This window comes from Caballeronia sp. GAFFF1 (genome assembly GCF_023630705.1).
Classification (GTDB): domain Bacteria; phylum Pseudomonadota; class Gammaproteobacteria; order Burkholderiales; family Burkholderiaceae; genus Caballeronia.
Map to the genome: position 1 here is coordinate 68,008 of NZ_JALQEM010000005.1, position 17,845 is coordinate 85,852.

A 17,845-nucleotide genomic window follows, 5' to 3' on the forward strand; every position below is an offset into this window, starting at 1 on the left:
TTGCTGCAAGGGACTTGACGCATCGCGACGGATTTCTGTCGGCTGATGCAAGGCCGCCTGAAGGGGCGCGTCGTTATGATGTTCATCACGGCGCGCGTATAGTCCGTTTTTCGTTCATCGTGTGCGGCGGCGGGGTTAACCCGCGTCATTCCGCGCTTTCCGCGTTTTCCCTAACGTCTTTTCGAGCGGCTCATCTATGCGTTTTCTCGGCATCGATCTCGGCACGGGTTCCGTGAAACTGGCTATCGTCGACGAACATGCGCGCGAAGTCGCGGCGTCGAGCGCGGCGTATGCGGTGACGAGCGCGCAGCCGGGCTGGGCCGAGACATCCGCCGATGCGTGGTCTGCAGCTGTCGTCGACGCCGCCTCTCGCCTGCCCGCGCACGAACGCGAAGCCGTGAGCGCGATCGGCTTCTCCGGGCAGATGCACGGCGTGGTGCCGACCGCCGCCGATGGCCGCGCGTTGCGCCTCGCGATGCTCTGGCCGGACACGCGCGCCCGCGGGCTGCTCGACGCGTGGCCGGAGCCGCAGCCGAACCCGGTCGCGCCGGGCATGGCCGGGCCGCTCCTGCGCTGGCTCGTGACGCACGAACCCGCGCTCGCCGCCGACATGCGCTGGGCCTTGCAGCCGAAGGACTGGCTGCGCGCGAGGCTCGGCGGCGCGTTCGTGACCGATCCGTCGGACGCGTGCGCGACCGCCCTCGCCGCGCCGTCGGGCGAATGGGACGCGGCGCTCATCGAGAGGCTCGGCTTGTCGCGCGCGTGGTTCGCGCCGCTCGCGGCATCGGATTCACAGGCTGGTGCGTTGTCCGCAGAGGCGGCGTCGGCGCTCGGCCTGCGCGCGGGCATTCCGATGGCCGTCGGCGCAGGCGATACGCCCTGCGCCGCGCTCGGCAGCGGCCTGATCGGGGATGGCGACGCGCTGCTCACCACGGGCAGCGGCGGGCAGATCGTCGTGATGAGCGATGAAGCGCCGTCGCCGGTGCGCGGACTCCACACGTATCGCGGCGCGGCCAGCACCGGCGCGCGCTGGTACCGCATGGCGGCGATGCAGAACGTGGGCGTCGCGCTGGAGACGGTGCGCGGGTGGCTCGGCTATGCAGCGTGGCCCGCTGCTTACGAGGACGCATTCGCATCGGATGCGAGCGCGTCCGTGAGTTTCCTGCCGTACCTGAGCGGCGAGCGTTCTCCGTGGATGAATCCTGCGGCGCGCGGCGGCTGGCTCGGCCTCGGCCTTAACGACACGCGTGGGACGATGATGCGCGCGGCGTTCGAAGGCGTGGCATTCGCATTGCGGGCGGGACTCGACGCGATCCGAGCGAGCGGCACGCCGTTGTCGTCGATGCGTCTTGCGGGAGGCGGCTCCATCGACGCGCGCTGGCGTCAACTGCTCGCCGATGCGCTCGATGTCGAACTGCACGCCTGCGATTGCCCGAACGCGGCGGCGCGCGGCGCGGCAATCATCGGCGGCATGGCGGCGGGGCATTGGCGCGCCGATGAACTGGCATCGCTGGTGCCCGCGAGCACGCGCGTCGCGAGCCCGCAAGGCCATGACGCGCTCGACGAAAGGCACGCGCGTTTCATCGCTCTCTACGAGCGCGTCGAAGACTGGTTCTGACGTCTTGCGCGCGAGCCCTTAAACTGACGTGCGATTCACATCGGCTTCAGGCAAGGGCCGCGCCGTCGGCCCATCACAACATCAACGACATCCGCTATGTCCGCATCCGTCACGCCGCAACCCGACTTCCGCTCGCGCCAGTTCCTGCTGGATCACGCTCTGCGCACGATGATCTTCTATCACCCGCACTGCATGGACCCCGCAGGCGGCTTCTATCACTTCTACAAGAACGACGGCACGATCTACGACCGCAAGTCTCGTCATCTCGTGTCGAGCACGCGCTTCGTCTTCAACTATGCGATGGCATACAAGCACTACGGCCTCGACGAATATCGCGGCGGCGTGCGGCACGGCATCGACTATTTGCGCGAGGTTCATCGCAATCCGGAAACGGGCGGCTATGCGTGGACGCTCAACGGCCGCGAAGTGACCGATGCGACCAACCATTGCTACGGTCTCGCGTTTGTCGTGCTCGCGTATGCGAAGGCGGTGGAAGCGGGCTTCGACGAGGCGCGCGCCTATCTCGACGAAACGTGGAACCTGATGGAAACGCACTTCTGGGACGCGCCGCACGGCCTGTATAAAGACGAAGCGAGCGCGGACTGGAAGGTGTCGGATTATCGCGGGCAGAACGCGAACATGCACGCATGCGAGGCGTTTCTCGCCGCGTTCGAGGCGACCGGCGAGACGCGCTATCTGGACCGCGCGGCGCTTCTGGCCGACAACATGGTGAACCGGCAGGCCGCGCTCGCGGGCGGGCTCGTGTGGGAGCACTACAAGCCGGACTGGTCGATCGACTGGGATTACAACAAGGGCGATCGCAGCAACATCTTTCGTCCGTGGGGCTTTCAGCCGGGGCATCAGACCGAATGGGCGAAGCTGCTGCTGATTCTCGACCGGCATCGGCCAGAAGCGTGGCATGCGCGACGCGCGCGCGAACTCTTCGACCACGCGCTCGAACTGTCGTGGGATCACGAGCACGGCGGCATGGTCTACGGCTTCGATCCGGACGGCAAGTTCTACGACGAAGACAAGTACTTCTGGGTGCAGGCGGAATCGCTCGCGGCGGCGGCGCTGCTCGCCGAACGCGCGGATCGCGATGGCGACCAGTCGGCCGCCGCGCGCTACTGGAGCGATTACGACCGCTTGTGGGCCTATAGCTGGGCGCATTTCGTCGATCATCACTACGGCGCGTGGTATCGCATTCTGACGCGCGACAACCGCCAGTACAGCGACGAAAAAAGCCCCGCCGGCAAGACCGACTATCACACGATGGGCGCATGTTACGAAGTCCTGAACGTCGTCCGCTGAACGAAACATTGCCATTGAAACGAGGAACCGAACGATGAAGACAAAAGCCGCAATCGCATGGAAAGCAGGGCAGCCGCTCACCATCGAGGAAGTCGATCTCGAAGGGCCGCGCGCCGGCGAAGTGCTGATCGAAGTGAAGGCGACGGGCATTTGCCATACCGACTACTACACGCTTTCGGGCGCGGACCCGGAAGGCATCTTCCCGGCGATTCTCGGCCACGAGGGCGCAGGCGTGATCGTGGACGTGGGACCGGGCGTCGGCACCGTGAAGAAGGGCGATCACGTCATTCCGCTCTACACGCCGGAATGCCGCCAGTGCAAGTTCTGCCTCTCGCGCAAAACGAACCTCTGTCAGGCGATCCGCGCGACGCAAGGCAAGGGCCTGATGCCCGATGCGACTTCGCGCTTCTCGCTCGACGGCAAGCCGCTCTTTCACTACATGGGCACGTCCACGTTTTCGAACTACATCGTGGTGCCGGAGATTGCAGTGGCGAAAGTGCGCGAGGACGCGCCGTTCGACAAGATCTGCTATATCGGCTGCGGCGTGACCACAGGCGTCGGCGCGGTCGTGTATTCGGCTAAGGTCGAAGCCGGCGCGAACGTGGTCGTGTTCGGGCTTGGCGGCATCGGCCTGAACGTGATTCAGGGCGCGAAGATGGTCGGCGCGGACAAGATCATCGGCGTCGATATCAATCCGGGCCGCGTCGAGTTGGCGAAGAAGTTCGGCATGACGCACTTCATCAACCCGAACGAAGTGGAGAACGTGGTCGATCGCATCGTGCAATTGACCGATGGCGGCGCGGACTATTCGTTCGAATGCGTCGGCAACGTGAAGCTGATGCGTCAGGCGCTCGAATGCACGCACAAGGGCTGGGGACAATCGTTCATCATCGGCGTGGCGGCGGCGGGCGAGGAAATCAGCACGCGGCCGTTCCAGCTTGTCACGGGCCGCGAGTGGAAGGGCTCCGCCTTCGGCGGCGCGCGCGGCCGCACCGACGTGCCGAAGATCGTCGACTGGTACATGGAAGGCAAGATCAATATCGACGATCTCATCACGCATCATCTGAAGCTCGATCAGATCAACGACGGCTTCGACCTGATGAAGAAGGGCGAGTCGATCCGCTCCGTCGTCATCTATTGAGCGCGGAGGACGCCATGCTCGAACTCGTCGAGGAACACCGTTGTTTCGATGGCGTGCAGCGCATCTATCGGCATGAGTCGCGGTCGATCGGCCTGCCGATGCGCTTTTCGGTGTTCTTGCCCGCCGCTGCGTCGGCGTCGAAAGTGCCGGCGCTCTTCTATCTCGCCGGTCTCACGTGCACCGAAGAGACGTTTCCGATCAAGGCCGGCGCGCAGCGGTACGCGGCCGAGCATGGCATCGCGCTGATCGCGCCGGATACGTCGCCGCGCGGCGCGGACATTCCCGGCGAGAAGGACGCGTGGGATTTCGGCGTCGGCGCGGGCTTCTATGTCGATGCGACGCGCGAGCCGTGGCGCGAGCGGTATCGCATGTATTCGTACGTGACGCAGGATTTGCGCGAAGCGGTGCTCGCCGGATTGCCAGTGCGCGAGGACCGGCTCGGCATCTTCGGGCATTCCATGGGCGGGCACGGCGCGCTCGTGCTCGCGCTGCGCAATCCGGATGTGTACCGCAGCGTGTCGGCATTCGCGCCGATCGCCGCGCCTTCGCAATGTCCGTGGGGCGTGAAGGCGTTCACCGGCTATCTCGGCGACGACCGCGACGCGTGGAAGCAGTACGACGCGAGCGAACTCGTGAAGGGCGATGCAGCGTCACGCTTCGAAGGCGGCATTCTCATCGATCAGGGACTGGCCGATCAGTTTCTCGCCGAGCAGTTGCATCCCGATGTCTTCGAGCGCAACGCGCGCGAGGCGGGGCATAGCGTCACGGTGCGTCGTCACGAAGGGTATGACCACGGGTACTTCTTCATTTCGACGTTCATCGGCGAGCACATCGCGCATCATGCGCGGGTGCTCTGCCGTTGAGCGCGGCGCGGTAGCGGCAGCGGTCGGTCAGTTTCCGCGCCGCGCCAGCAGGCTCGCCGCATAGACCACTGCGGCGAGCATCGTGATCCAGAAGCTCGTCGGCCAGTCGGTGTAATAGGCGAGCGTCAGGCCCGCCCACGCCTGTCCCAATGCAAAGAGCGCGGCGAGCAGCAGGCCCGTCGACAGGCGCGTGGTCACGTTCTGCGCGGCCGCTGCCGGCCCGACCATCAGCGCGAACACCAGCAGCACGCCGACGATCTGCGTGCACGCCGCCACCGCGAGCGCGGTGATCGCGAGAAACAGCACGGAGACGAGGCGCAGCGAGACGCCTTTTGCTTCGGCCAGCTCCGGCTGCAACGAAGCGAAGAGCAGCGGCCGCATGATGACGCCTAGCGCGAAGAGACTCACCGCCGCGAGTCCGGCGAGCACCACGAGCGTTTCGTGACTCACGCCGAGCACGTTGCCGAACAGCAGCGCGGTGGCCTGCGTCGCGTAGGCGGTGAAGAAGTGCAGGAACAGCAGCCCGAAGCCGAGCGACAGCGAAAGAATCATGCCGATGGCCACGTCGCGGCCCGACAGCCGCTCGCCGAGCGCGCCCATGCCGACGCCCGCCGCGAGCGTGAAGCCGACCATGCCCCAGATGGGCGACACGCCGAGCAGCACCGCGCCCGTCGCGCCGGTAAAGCCCACGTGCGACAGCGCGTGGCCCGCGAAGGTCTGCCCGCGCATCACCAGGAAATAGCCGACGATTCCCGCCAGCACCGCGACGATGCCCGACGCCGCGAATGCGTTCACCATGAAGTCGTATTCAAACATCGTGCGTGTGCGTTCCCTTCTTGCCGTGGCTGTGCGCATGAGCGTGGCCGTGGTCGTGCTCGTGCTCGTGCTCGTGCTGATGCCCGTTGCCGTTTTCGTGCGCGTGATCGAGCTTGTCGATTTCCACGTCGCCCGACATTACGAAGATGCGGCCGTTCACGCGCATGACGTCGATCGTCGAGCCGTAGAGACGCGAAAGCACGGGCTTCGTGATGACTTCGTCGACGGTGCCGAGCGCCGCGCGCCCGTTGCCCAGATACAGCACGCGATCGAGCGAGTTCAAGAGCGGATTCAGTTCGTGCGCGGAGAACAACACCGTGATGTTGAGTTCCCGCTGCACGCGTCGCACGAGTTCCACGACGCTCGTCTGATGGCGCGGATCGAGGCTGATGAGTGGCTCGTCGAGCAGCAAGAGACGCGGATTGCCGAGCAGACACTGCGCGAGCAGGAGCCGCTGACGCTCGCCGCCCGATAGCTCCGACAACGGCCGCGCCGCGAGTTGCCGCGCGCCGACGAGATCGAGCACGCGCTCGACGTCGGCTCGCGTGCGCGCGTCGCGATGCGGCAGGCCCCAGCGATGCCCGTCCGCGGCCATCGCGACGAAATCGCGCCCGAGCACGCGGCGATTGGCGAGCCCCGCGCGAATCTGCGGCATGTAGCCGATGGACGGATTGCCGCGCACGACGGCCTCGCCGTTCACGCGGATCGCGCCGGACGCGACGGGCACGAGGCCGAGCAGCGCGCGCATCAGCGTGGTTTTGCCCGCGCCGTTGGGCCCGAGCACGCCGATGAATTCGCCGGTGTGAACGGCAAAGCTCGCATCGTTCAGAATCGCGCGTCCGCCGAGTTCGAGCGTCACGCGATCGACTTCGAGCGCGGTCTTCGACTCGTGGATCATTGCTGCCATCCTTGCAGCGCGCCCGCGAGCGCGTCGAGCTGCGTTTGCATCCATTGCTGATAGGTTTTGCCGGCGGGCAGCGTCTCCGTCACGCTGATGCTCGGCACATGCCCGTCTTTCGCGATGCCGAGCAGACGCCGCGTGAGCGCGCCGGTCGCCTGGCTGTTGTAGATGAGCACGTGCACGCGCCGTTCGCGCAAGTCTTTCTCGAACGCGGCGATCTCGGCCGGGCTCGGCTCCGTCTCGTTCATCGCGGCGGTCTGGAACCGCTGGTTGCGCATCTCGAAGCCGATGGCATCGGCGGTATAGCCGAACACCGGCTCCGTCGCGGTCACGGGCACGCCGCGATAACGCGACTTCAGCTGCGCGATGCGCGCGTCGATGGGCTTGAGCGATGCCAGAAACGCGGCGAGACGCGCGTCGTAATCGCTCTTGTGCGCCGGGTCCGCGCTCGCCAGATACGCGCTCACCGCTTTCGCGACGGCGGGCATCGTCGGCGGGTCGTACCAGAGATGCGGATTGTCGCCGGACTTCTTGCCCGTCAGCTGCGCCGCGACGATCACGGTGCGCTTGGCGCTGCTCTTCGACGCCGCGAGCAGCTTGTCCATCCACGGGTCGTAGTCCGCGCCGTTATAGACGACGAGCGCCGCATGCTGAAGCGCGCGCGCGGTCTTCGGGCTGGCTTCGAAGAGATGCGGATCTTCGTCGGGATTGTTGAGAATGCTCGTGACCTCTACGTAGTCGCCGCCGAGCTGGCGCACGACGTCGCCATAGAAGTTTTCCGCCGCGACCACCGGCACGCCGGCGGCATGCGCCAACGCGCTCTGGCCGATGCAAAGCGCGGCCACCACGCAATTCAGGATGTGCGCGCGTTTCATCGGCTTCCTTCGGTGTGAGCGTGCTCGTTCGCGTGATGCTTGCGCTGGCAGTCGCTGCACAGGCCGCTCAGTTCCACAACCTGATGCCGCAACTGGAAGCCGTGCGCGGGCGGGCTCGCCGACAGCGACGATGCCAGTTCGCGTCCCTGAATTTCGAGCGTCGCGCCGCATTCATCGCAGATCAGAAACTGGCTCTCGTGCGGGCGGCCGGCGTCGCAGCACGCGACGAACGCGTTCTTCGACTCGATGCGATGCACGAGCCCGTTCTCGACCAGAAAGTCGAGCGCGCGATAAACGGTGGTCGGCGGCACGCGCGCGCCGCGCTGCGGTTCCAGCGCGTCGATGAGGTCGTACGCGCCGATGGGCTTGTGCGCCTTCAGCACGAGTTCGTACACGTGGCGGCGCAGCGGCGTGAGCGCGAGGCCGCGCTCGTTGGCTAACGCTTCGGCGCGGGCGAGCATGGTTTCAACGGATGCAGTCATGTCATCGTGGCCGCCCAAGGCGGCGCTATGAGCGAGTGGCGATGATATAACGTATCACGGCGGTTTGCATCGTTGACGCGCCACCAACGCGTTGCGCATTGCAGCATCGAAACCGCGAAACCACGCCTTGACACGCGCCTCCGCAACACCGATCATTCGATCAAACATAGAGCAATTGATCGGCCGTCGAGCGTTCGCTCACTTCCGCGCGCCGGTCGGGCAGAGAATCGGAGACATCGGTGAGACTGAAAGACAAGGTCGCGGTCATCACAGGCGCCGCGAGCGGAATCGGCGAGGCGGTCGCGCGGCGCTATCTCGACGAAGGCGCAAAGCTCGTCGTGGTCGACGTGAAAGACGCGCAAGGCATGGCGCAGCGTTATGAGAACGCCGCCGGCCGCGTGCTCGCGCTCGAAGCCGACGTTACGCGCCGCGAAGACATCGAGCGCATCGTGGCGAGCGCCGTGGAGCGCTTCGGCGGCATCGACATTCTCTTCAACAACGCGGCGCTCTTCGACATGCGCCCGATCCTCGACGAATCCTGGGACGTCTATGACCGCCTCTTCGCGGTCAACGTCAAGGGCATGTTCTTCCTGATGCAGGCGGTCGCCCGGCGCATGGTCGAGCAGGGACGCGGCGGCAAGATCATCAACATGTCGTCGCAGGCCGGGCGGCGCGGCGAGGCGCTCGTCTCGCACTACTGCGCGACCAAGGCGGCCGTCATCAGTTATACGCAATCGGCGGCGCTCGCGCTCGCGAAATCACGCATCAACGTGAACGGCATCGCGCCGGGCGTCGTCGATACGCCGATGTGGGAACAGGTCGATGCGCTCTTCGCCCGTTACGAAAACCGGCCGCTCGGCGAAAAGAAACGCGTCGTCGGCGAGGAAGTGCCGCTCGGACGCATGGGCGTGCCGGACGACCTGACCGGCGCGGCGCTTTTTCTCGCATCGGCGGATTCGGATTACATCACCGCGCAGACGATCAACGTCGACGGCGGCAACTGGATGAGTTGACCCGGCGCGTGCGCCTTGCAGCATGAGGCGCACCGTCTATAGTGAAACGGCGTCGCGGTGATGCATACGCGGGCCAGCCTACGAAAACGAGCAACCACGCGGTTCCCAGCGCAGCAGAATCAGGCAGCGGCACAGACGGCACGTGCGCCATGCATGCACGGTCCGCTGCACCGTGCAAACGAAAAAGGAGACGAACCAATGAAACGCACTCAACGCACCGTTCAGCCCAAGCCGCGCACGCGGCGTTCCATCGCGGCGGTTTCGGCCGCGCTTGCCGCCGCCGCGCTCGCGCCGCTCGCCGCGCATGCCGCGACGACCATCACCATCGCCACGCTCAACAATCCGGACATGATCGAGCTGAAAAAGCTCTCGCCGGCGTTCGAGAAAGCCAATCCCGACATTCAGCTCAAGTGGGTGATCCTGGAGGAGAACGTGCTGCGCCAGCGCGCGACCACCGACATCACGACGAACAGCGGCCAGTTCGACGTGCTGACCATCGGCACGTACGAAGCGCCGCAGTGGGGCAAGCGCGGCTGGCTGTCGCCGATGTCGAATCTGCCTTCGAACTACGATCTCGACGACGTGGTGAAGACGGCCCGCGACGGTCTCTCGTACAACGGCCAGCTTTACGCGCTGCCGTTCTACGTCGAAAGCTCGATGACGTATTACCGCAAGGATCTTTTTCAGGCTGCGGGCCTGAAGATGCCCGATCAGCCGACCTACGACCAGATCAAGCAGTTCGCCGACAAGCTCACCGACAAGTCGAAGGGCCAGTACGGCATCTGTCTGCGCGGCAAGGCGGGCTGGGGCGAAAACATGGCGTTCGTTTCAACGGTCGTGAACACGTTCGGCGGGCGCTGGTTCGACGAGCAGTGGAAGGCGCAGCTCGACACGCCCGAATGGCACAAGGCCGTGTCCTTCTATGCGGACTTGCTGAAGAGCGACGGCCCGCCGGGAGCGAGCTCGAACGGCTTCAACGAAAACCTCACGCTGATGTCCTCGGGCAAGTGCGCGATGTGGATCGACGCGACGGTTGCCGCCGGCATGCTCTACAACAAGGCGCAATCGCAAGTGGCCGACAAGATCGGCTTCGCCGCCGCGCCGACGCAGGTCACGCCGAAGGGCTCGCACTGGCTCTGGTCGTGGTCGCTCGCGATTCCGAAGACGTCGAAGCAGCAGGACGCCGCGAAGAAGTTCGCCGCGTGGGCGACGTCGAAGGAATACATCGAGATGGTCGGCAAGGACGAAGGCTGGGCCTCGGTGCCGCCGGGCACGCGCAAGTCGACTTACGCTCGCCCCGAGTACAAGCAGGCCGCGCCGTTCGGCGACTTCGTGTTGCAGGCGATCGAATCCGCGAATCCGAACGACGCGACGCAGAAGAAAGTGCCCTATAGCGGCATTCAGTTCGTCGGCATTCCGGAGTTCCAGTCGTTCGGCACGGTGGTCGGGCAGTCCATCGCGGGTGTCGTCGCCGGACAGACGAGCGTCGACAACGCGCTGAAGGCGGCCAACGCGACGGCTGACCGCGCGGTGAAACAGGCCGGCTACCAAAAGTAAGCGGCGAATAGGCGGGCCGCGCCAGGTAACGTCAGCGCGCGGCCCGCCGGCATCATCGAGAGGTGACACGATCATGCGCCAACTGAATCCCCCCATTGCCGATCACTTCGACGTGTCCGCCGCCGAGCGCGACAAGAAGCGCGCGAAGTCGGTCCGCTGGCTGATCACGCCGTCGTCCGGGTTGCTGTTCCTGTGGATGGCGATTCCGCTTGCGATGACCATCTGGTATTCGTTTTCGCGCTACAACCTGCTGAATCCCGATGTCAAAGGCTTCGCGGGGCTCGACAACTTTCAGTTCCTCGTTACCGATCCCGCCTTCGGGCCGTCCATCGCGCATACGCTGACGCTGATTGCGTCCGTGCTGGCCATCACGGTGATCGGCGGCGTGCTGCTCGCGGTGCTCTTCGACCGCAAGTTCATCGGACAGGGCATCGCGCGGCTGCTTGTCATCGCGCCGTTCTTCGTGATGCCGACGGTCTCCGCGCTGATCTGGAAGAACATGATCCTGCATCCGGTGTACGGCCTCGTCGCCTCGCTGATGCGATCTCTGGGCATGCAGCCTATCGACTGGTTCGCCGAGTATCCGCTCTTTGCGGTCATCGTGATCGTCGCGTGGCAGTGGCTGCCGTTCGCGTTCCTCATTCTTTTCACCGCGATCCAGTCGCTCGATCAGGAGCAGAAGGAAGCCGCGCGCATCGACGGCGCGGGCCCGTTCGCCATGTTCTTCTTCATCACGCTGCCGCACCTGAAGCGCGCGATTGCGGTCGTCGTGATGATGGAAACCATCTTCCTGCTCTCGATCTTCGCGGAAATCTACACGACGACGGGCGGCGGCCCCGGCACGGCGACGACCAACCTGTCGTACCTGATCTATGCGCTCGGCCTGCAACAGTTCGATGTCGGCCTCGCCTCGGCGGGTGGCATTCTCGCGGTGATTCTCGCCAATATCGTCGCGTTCTTCCTCGTGAGAATGCTCGCGAAGAACCTCAAAGGGGAGTACGAGTCATGAGCACGCATCCCGTTACCTCCACGACTTCGGTGCCCGTGCTGGATCATGTGAAGCGCATCGTGCCCGGCGTCCTCGCGTGGCTCGTCTCCATCCTGCTGTTCTTCCCGATCTTCTGGATGACGATCACCGCGTTCAAGACCGAGCAGCAGGCGTATTCGTCGTCGCTCATCTTTTCGCCGACGCTCGACAGCTTTCGCGAAGTCTTCGCGCGCAGCAACTACTTCGGCTTTGCGTGGAATTCGGTGCTGATCTCGCTCGGCGTGACGGTGGTCTGCCTGTTGCTCGCGGTGCCGTGCGCCTACGCGATGGCCTTTTTCCCCACGCGCAAGACGCAGAAGCTGCTCTTGTGGATGCTCTCCACGAAGATGATGCCGTCGGTCGGCGTGCTCGTGCCCATCTACCTCTTGTGGAAGAACTCGGGGCTGCTGGATACGGTGAGCGGTCTCATCATCGTGTACACGCTCATCAATCTGCCGATTGCCGTGTGGATGGCCTACACGTATTTCAACGAAGTGCCGAAGGACATTCTGGAAGCCGGCCGCATCGACGGCGCGACGACCTGGCAGGAGATCGTCTATCTGCTTATGCCGATGGCGCTGCCGGGCCTCGCATCGACCGCGCTCCTGCTCGTGATCCTCTCGTGGAACGAGGCGTTCTGGAGCATCAACCTGTCGAGCTCGAATGCCGCGCCGCTGACCGTGTTCATCGCGTCGTATTCGAGTCCGGAAGGGCTCTTCTGGGCGAAGCTCTCGGCGGCTTCGCTGCTCGCGGTCGCGCCGATCCTGATCGTCGGCTGGCTGTCGCAGAAGCAGCTCGTGCGCGGTCTCACCTTCGGCGCGGTCAAGTGAGGGCGGGCTCGTGAACCTGACTCTCCCACACGACCGCCTGATGATCTGCGATTGCGACGGCGTCTTGATCGACAGCGAAGCCGTGGCGGCGCGCATGCTCGTTACCGAATTGCAGGCGCTGTGGCCGGGCGTCGATGTCGAGCCGGTCGTGCTGCCGCTGCTCGGGCTGCGCATCGAGGCCGTGCTCGCGAGCGCCGCCGACAGCGTCAACCGCACGCTGACGCCGGAGCAGGTCGTCGCGATCCGGCGTTCGGTCGAGGCGGCGGCGGTGCAGGCGCCGCCCGTCGCGGGCATCGCCGAGGCGCTGGCCGCCGTGCCGCTCACGAAAGCCTGCGCGAGCAACAGCTTCTCTTCGTACGTGGATACCGCGCTGCAACGCACCGGGCTCGTGCGCTTTTTCGGCGAGCGGCGCTTCTGCGCGGACATGGTCCCCAATCCGAAGCCCGCGCCGGACGTGTATCTGGCGGCGGCGCGCGCGATGAACGTCGAGCCGTCGATGTGCCTCGTCGTCGAGGACAGCGTGACGGGCGTCACGGCGGCGCGGGCGGCGGGCATGCCGGTGCTCGGTTTCATCGGCGGCGGACACGCGAGCGAAGGCCAGGTGGACACGCTCCGGCGCGCGGGCGCGGCGATCGTGTTCGACGACATGGCGCGCCTGCCCGCGCTCGTCGATCGCTGGCTGCAACACGCGTCGTTCGAAACGAATTAGCGCGCACACGCACACGTGCGCCGCACATGACTCGGCGAAAGCAAGGCCGACAGGAGACACATCATGGCTAGCCTGACGTTACGCAACATCAACAAGCGTTATGAAGACACGGAGGTGATGCGCAGCGTCAACCTCGATATCGAAGACGGCGAGTTCGTCGTGTTCGTGGGGCCGTCGGGCTGCGGCAAGTCCACGCTGATGCGCATGATCGCGGGTCTCGAAGACATCAGCGGCGGCGACCTGATGATCGACGGCGCGCGCGTGAACGACCTGCCGCCCGCCAAGCGCGGCATCGCGATGGTGTTCCAGTCGTACGCGCTCTATCCGCACATGACGCTGTACGACAACATGGCCTTCGGCCTGAAGCTCGCGGGCGAGAAGAAGCCCGCCATCGACGCGGCCGTGAAGCAGGCCGCGAAGATTCTGCATATCGACCATCTGCTCGACCGCAAGCCGAAGCAACTGTCGGGCGGTCAGCGCCAGCGCGTGGCGATCGGCCGCGCGATCACGCGCAAGCCGAAAGTCTTTCTCTTCGACGAGCCGCTTTCGAATCTCGACGCCGCGCTGCGCGTGAAGATGCGCCTGGAATTCGCGCGCCTTCACGACGACCTGAAGACGACGATGATCTACGTGACGCACGATCAGGTCGAAGCGATGACGCTCGCGGACAAGATCGTCGTGCTGTCGGCGGGCAACGTCGAGCAGGTCGGCACGCCGAACACGCTGTATCACGCTCCGGCGAACAAGTTCGTCGCGGGTTTCATCGGCTCGCCGAAGATGAACTTTCTGTCCGGCACCATCGCGCAGGTTCAGAGCGACGGCGTGCTCGTGAAGTACGAGACCGGCGAGACGCAGCTTGTCGGCGTGCTGCCGGGCAACGCGAAGCCGGGCGATGCGGTGACCGTCGGCATTCGTCCGGAGCACTTGCAGCCGATGCCCGCCACGAGTGACTACGGCGTGTCCGCGAGCACGATGACCGTCGAAACGCTCGGCGATGCCGCTTATCTCTATGCGGAAACGTCCGTGGCGCCCGATGGCCTCATTTCGCGGATTCCGCCGCTGGAGAAGCACGCGCGCGGCCAAAAGCTGAAGCTCGGCGCGGAGCCTGACCACTGCCATATGTTCGACGCGGCAGGGCAGGCTTTCGCGCGCAACGCGGTGCAGGCGTATCTCGCGGAGCATCCGGAAGTGAAGATGCCGCGCGTGCAAAGCGCGTCGGCCTGACGCGGCGCGTGTTTCTTCGCGTGTCGGCAGGCGATAATGCGGCTCCTCCCGCCACCGCACCGACACGCGCCATGCACGTTCTGAACGAGCTGTACGTTTATCCGGTCAAGTCCTGCGCCGGCATCGCGCTGCCACGCGCGATGCTGCTGGAAACCGGTCTCGAATACGATCGCCACTGGATGGTCACCGACGCGTCGGGCGGCATGCTGACGCAGCGCACTTATCCGCGCATGGCGCTGATCCGCACAGCGTTCGATGGCGGCGATCTCGTCCTCGACGCGCCCGGCATGCCGACGCTGCGCACGCCGCTGGACCCGGCCGCGCTGTCGAATGCCGAACCGGTGCGCGCGACCGTCTGGCGCGATACCGTCGATGCGCTCGACACCGGCCCGCAGACCGCGCACTGGTTCAGCGAATTGCTCGGCATGCCGGCGCGCCTCGCGCGCTTCGCGCCGCAGGCGCGGCGCAACGTCGATCAGAAGTGGACTGCGCCGCTCACTACGCACACGCGCTTCGCCGATGGCTTTCCGCTGCTCGTGCTCGGTCAGGCATCGCTCGATGATCTCAACGCACGGCTCGCGCAAAAGGGCGCGCCCGCCATTGCCGCGAACCGTTTTCGCCCGAATCTCGTGATCGGCGGGCTCGATGCCTACGAGGAAGATTTCGTCGAAGACATGCTGATTCGCGGGGACGGCCGCGACGTACAACTGCGCCTCGTCAAGCTCTGCACGCGCTGCCCGGTGCCGACCATCGACCAACTCACCGGCGCGCCGCATCCCGAGTGGCCGCACGAACCGCTGGACACCATGAGCACGTATCGCGCAAGCGCGCAGCACGACGGCAAGCTCACCTTCGGCAAGAACGCGATGGTGGTCGAAGGCGAAGGCGTGATGCTCGAAACCGGGCAGGCTGTGGATGCGCAGATCGCGTTCTGACGCTCAGGCGTCGAGCGCGGCTTTCGCGCAAAGCTCGTCGGTCACGAGTCCCGACAGCCACTGGCCTTTGAGCGCCGCGATCAACGCTTCGCGCTTGCGCTCGCCGCCCGCGAAGCCGATGGTCGGCCGCTTCGGCGGGGCGTCGAGCTTCAGGCTCGTGACGCGCGCGCCGGTCTTCGACTGCACGCGCTCGCCGTTCACGTCGATCGGCAAGCCGAGCCATTCCGCGACCGCGCCGGCCTTCATCATCTCGTCGACTTCGGCGCGCGTGATGAAGCCGTCCTGATGCAGCGGGCAATTGACGCCCACATTGCCGATGCCGACGAACGCCACGTCCGCTTTCTGCGCGAGTTCATCGACGATACGGTACAGCCGGTGATTGACCCATTGCGCGCGCTCGGCTTCGTTGTCGGCCATGAGCGGCGCGGGCAGCATGAAGTGCTTGCCGCCGGTCTTCTCCGATAGCTGCTGCGCAACGTCATAGCGATTCGATGATCCGTCCTGCGCGATCGCGCCGACCATCGACACGAAACGATGCTGCGGGCGGTCGATCTGTCCGATCTGCTCGACGACCGCCTTCAGCGTGCGCCCGCTGCCGATAGACACGACGATCGGCTTCTCGTCGACCAGATAGCGCTCCATCACCTGCGCGCCCGCGACGGCGAGCTTGCGGTCGACTTGCTCTTTCGAGTCGCCGTCGATGGGCACCACTTCGCACATCGCGAGGCCGTAGCGGTCGCACAGTTGCTTCGCGAGGGACAGGCAGTCCGCGATGCGGTGATCCACCCGCACGCGGATGAGGTTCTTTTCCACCGCGAACGCGACGAGCCGCTGCGCCACGGGACGCGAGATCTGGAGCTTTTCTGCGATCTCGTTCTGCGTGTTGCCGGCGACGTAGTAGAGCCACGCCGCGCGGGTCGCCAGGTCGAGTTTTTCGGTTGATTTAGGCACTGAGGTCTTTTCTTTTCCTTCGCGAATTTCGCTGGTTCGTCAGTGCGCGGCGTGGCGGGCGCCCTTGTCAGCTACGCCAGGCGTGGGCGCGCCGGATCGAACAGCGGCCGCACGTGCTGATACAGCTCCCGGAAGCTCTTCAGCCGCTGACGCAAGGCCTGATGCCGTTCGCGATTCGGCGTGAACTCCTGCTTTACCGCCGGTTTCGCGAGCACGACCGACGGATCGCCGCCTGCAGCGAGCCAGCCGAGGCGCGCCGCGCCCAGCGCCGCGCCGGTTTCGCCGCCGCCGTGGGTGCGCGTCGGGGTATCGAAGGCATCGGCGAACATTTGGCCCCAGTATGCGCTTCTCGCGCCGCCGCCGAGCATCGACAACGCGCGCGTCTCTGTGCCCGCCGATTGCAGCGCATCCAGCCCGTCCGTGAGCGCGAGCGTCACGCCTTCGAGCACCGAATAGCCGAGCAGCGCGCGGTCCGTTGCGTGCGTCATGCCGAAGAACACGCCTTGCGCGTACGGGTCGTTGTGCGGCGTGCGCTCGCCGCTCAGATACGGCAGGAAAAGCGGGGCGGTCGCGAGCGCGTCGGAGGGCAACGCCTCGACTTCGGCGAGCAGCGTGGGCTCGTCGGTAGATGTCAGCTTGCAGACCCAGCGCAGGCAGCTCGCCGCCGACAACACCACGCTCATCTGATGCCAGCGGTCGGGAATCGCGTGGCAGAACGCGTGCACGGCGGACGCCGGATTCGGCCGGAAGCGGTCGCCGACCACGCACAGCACGCCGGACGTGCCGAGGGAGAGAAAGCCATCGCCCGGTTCCGTCGCGCCGATGCCGACCGCGCTCGCGGCGTTGTCGCCGCCGCCCGCCGCGACGACAACGTCATCGCGCAAGCCGAGTTCGGCCGCGAGTTCGGGCCGCAGCGTGCCCGACGGCTCGCTGCCTTCCGCGAGCGCCGGCATCTGCTGGCGCGACATGCCGCACGCGGCGAGCAGCTCGTCGGACCAGTCGCGGCGCGCGACATCGAGCCAGAGCGTGCCGGCGGCGTCGGACGGATCGGACACCTTCGTGCCCGTCAGATGCATGCGCAGATAGTCCTTCGGCAACAACACGCACGCGGTCTGATTGAAGATAGCGGGTTCGTTGTGCGCGACCCACAGCAGTTTGGGCGCGGTGAAGCCGGGCATCGCGAGATTGCCGGCGATTTCATGCAGGTTCGGCGCGCGCTCGTACAACTCGGCGCATTCCTTGTCGCTGCGCATGTCGTTCCAGAGAATCGCGGGACGCAGCACGCGATCGCTCGAATCGAGCAGCACCGCGCCGTGCATCTGACCGGACAGGCCGATGCCGCGAACCTGCGCGAACTCCGACGGAAACTTCTCGCGCAACTGGAACAGTGCGGCGCGCGTGCCTTCCCACCAGTCGAGCGGATTCTGTTCCGACCAGCGCGGCTTCGGACGCGAGACGGTGAACGGCGTGCCCGCCGTGCCGATGACGCTGCCGTCGCTCGCGAGCAGCAGCACTTTCACTTCGGAGGTGCCGAGGTCGATGCCTAAGTACATGAACGAGCCCTTGGTCGTTGCCGGAGCGCATGTCCGGCG

At 65.6% G+C, this 17,845-nt stretch carries 17 protein-coding genes; 11 read left to right on the plus strand and 6 right to left on the minus strand.

Features of this window, described 5'->3' with window-relative positions; all coding sequences use genetic code 11:
* The first annotated feature begins 196 nt into the window (after positions 1-196).
* The 4 genes from NCR37_RS02640 to fghA all read left to right on the plus strand — a co-directional run bounded on the left by NCR37_RS02640 (position 197) and on the right by fghA (position 4,933).
* The gene (locus tag NCR37_RS02640; protein ID WP_250471394.1) at positions 197-1,618 is read left to right on the plus strand and encodes an FGGY family carbohydrate kinase; all 1,422 of its coding nucleotides are present in this window, start codon (positions 197-199) and stop codon (positions 1,616-1,618) included.
* 96 nt (positions 1,619-1,714) lie between these two features.
* Complete coding sequence (locus NCR37_RS02645) at positions 1,715-2,929, plus strand: AGE family epimerase/isomerase (RefSeq protein ID WP_250471395.1); 1,215 nt, start codon at positions 1,715-1,717, stop codon at positions 2,927-2,929.
* A 34-nt stretch (positions 2,930-2,963) separates the two neighbouring features.
* Positions 2,964-4,070 (plus strand): S-(hydroxymethyl)glutathione dehydrogenase/class III alcohol dehydrogenase, encoded by a 1,107-nt coding sequence (locus tag NCR37_RS02650; protein WP_250471396.1) that lies wholly within the window; start codon positions 2,964-2,966, stop codon positions 4,068-4,070.
* A 14-nt stretch (positions 4,071-4,084) separates the two neighbouring features.
* On the plus strand, positions 4,085-4,933 hold the full coding sequence (fghA, locus tag NCR37_RS02655) for an S-formylglutathione hydrolase (RefSeq protein WP_250471397.1): 849 nt from the start codon (positions 4,085-4,087) through the stop codon (positions 4,931-4,933).
* 27 nt (positions 4,934-4,960) lie between these two features.
* On the opposite strand, the gene NCR37_RS02660 is transcribed toward fghA, so the two are convergent.
* Genes NCR37_RS02660 through NCR37_RS02675 form a run of 4 tightly spaced genes read right to left on the minus strand, consistent with a single transcriptional unit; the run spans position 4,961 to position 8,007 of the window.
* Positions 4,961-5,749, minus strand: coding sequence for a metal ABC transporter permease (locus NCR37_RS02660; protein ID WP_250471398.1), 789 nt, complete (start codon positions 5,747-5,749; stop codon positions 4,961-4,963).
* Positions 5,742-6,647, minus strand: coding sequence for a metal ABC transporter ATP-binding protein (locus tag NCR37_RS02665; RefSeq protein WP_502800476.1), 906 nt, complete (start codon positions 6,645-6,647; stop codon positions 5,742-5,744). The genes NCR37_RS02660 and NCR37_RS02665 overlap by 8 nt, the downstream gene beginning before the upstream one ends.
* Positions 6,644-7,525, minus strand: coding sequence for a metal ABC transporter solute-binding protein (locus tag NCR37_RS02670; protein WP_250471400.1), 882 nt, complete (start codon positions 7,523-7,525; stop codon positions 6,644-6,646). The genes NCR37_RS02665 and NCR37_RS02670 overlap by 4 nt, the downstream gene beginning before the upstream one ends.
* Positions 7,522-8,007, minus strand: coding sequence for a Fur family transcriptional regulator (locus NCR37_RS02675; RefSeq protein WP_250471401.1), 486 nt, complete (start codon positions 8,005-8,007; stop codon positions 7,522-7,524). Before NCR37_RS02675 ends, NCR37_RS02670 begins: the two co-directional genes overlap by 4 nt.
* Before the next feature lie 239 nt (positions 8,008-8,246).
* On the opposite strand from NCR37_RS02675, the gene NCR37_RS02680 reads away from it, so the two are divergent.
* The 7 genes from NCR37_RS02680 (at position 8,247) to NCR37_RS02710 (ending at position 15,302) form a co-directional block, all read left to right on the plus strand.
* Positions 8,247-9,020: an L-iditol 2-dehydrogenase gene (locus tag NCR37_RS02680; protein ID WP_250471402.1), complete on the plus strand. Its 774-nt coding sequence runs from the start codon at positions 8,247-8,249 to the stop codon at positions 9,018-9,020.
* A gap of 198 nt (positions 9,021-9,218) precedes the next feature.
* Positions 9,219-10,577 carry an ABC transporter substrate-binding protein gene (locus NCR37_RS02685; RefSeq protein ID WP_250471403.1) on the plus strand — a complete coding sequence of 453 codons (1,359 nt, stop codon included), beginning with the start codon at positions 9,219-9,221 and terminating at the stop codon, positions 10,575-10,577.
* Positions 10,578-10,650: 73 nt separating this feature from the next.
* Positions 10,651-11,586 (plus strand): carbohydrate ABC transporter permease, encoded by a 936-nt coding sequence (locus tag NCR37_RS02690; RefSeq protein ID WP_206467656.1) that lies wholly within the window; start codon positions 10,651-10,653, stop codon positions 11,584-11,586.
* Positions 11,583-12,434, plus strand: coding sequence for a carbohydrate ABC transporter permease (locus tag NCR37_RS02695; RefSeq protein WP_175939603.1), 852 nt, complete (start codon positions 11,583-11,585; stop codon positions 12,432-12,434). Before NCR37_RS02690 ends, NCR37_RS02695 begins: the two co-directional genes overlap by 4 nt.
* A gap of 40 nt (positions 12,435-12,474) precedes the next feature.
* Entirely contained in the window at positions 12,475-13,143 is a 669-nt protein-coding gene (locus NCR37_RS02700; RefSeq protein WP_250471840.1) for an HAD family hydrolase, read from the plus strand.
* Between the two features lie 63 nt (positions 13,144-13,206).
* A complete protein-coding gene (locus NCR37_RS02705) occupies positions 13,207-14,367 on the plus strand; it encodes an ABC transporter ATP-binding protein (RefSeq protein ID WP_250471404.1) in 1,161 nt (386 codons plus the stop codon).
* Positions 14,368-14,438: 71 nt separating this feature from the next.
* Positions 14,439-15,302, plus strand: a complete 864-nt coding sequence (locus tag NCR37_RS02710) for an MOSC domain-containing protein (protein ID WP_250471405.1) — start codon at positions 14,439-14,441, stop codon at positions 15,300-15,302.
* 3 nt (positions 15,303-15,305) lie between these two features.
* Here NCR37_RS02710 and NCR37_RS02715 read toward each other — a convergent pair whose 3' ends face one another.
* Together NCR37_RS02715 and xylB are read right to left on the minus strand one after the other, a co-directional pair.
* Complete coding sequence (locus tag NCR37_RS02715) at positions 15,306-16,253, minus strand: sugar-binding transcriptional regulator (protein ID WP_250471406.1); 948 nt, start codon at positions 16,251-16,253, stop codon at positions 15,306-15,308.
* Between the two features lie 71 nt (positions 16,254-16,324).
* A complete protein-coding gene (gene xylB / locus NCR37_RS02720) occupies positions 16,325-17,806 on the minus strand; it encodes a xylulokinase (protein ID WP_250471407.1) in 1,482 nt (493 codons plus the stop codon).
* Between the last annotated feature and the right edge of the window lie 39 nt (positions 17,807-17,845).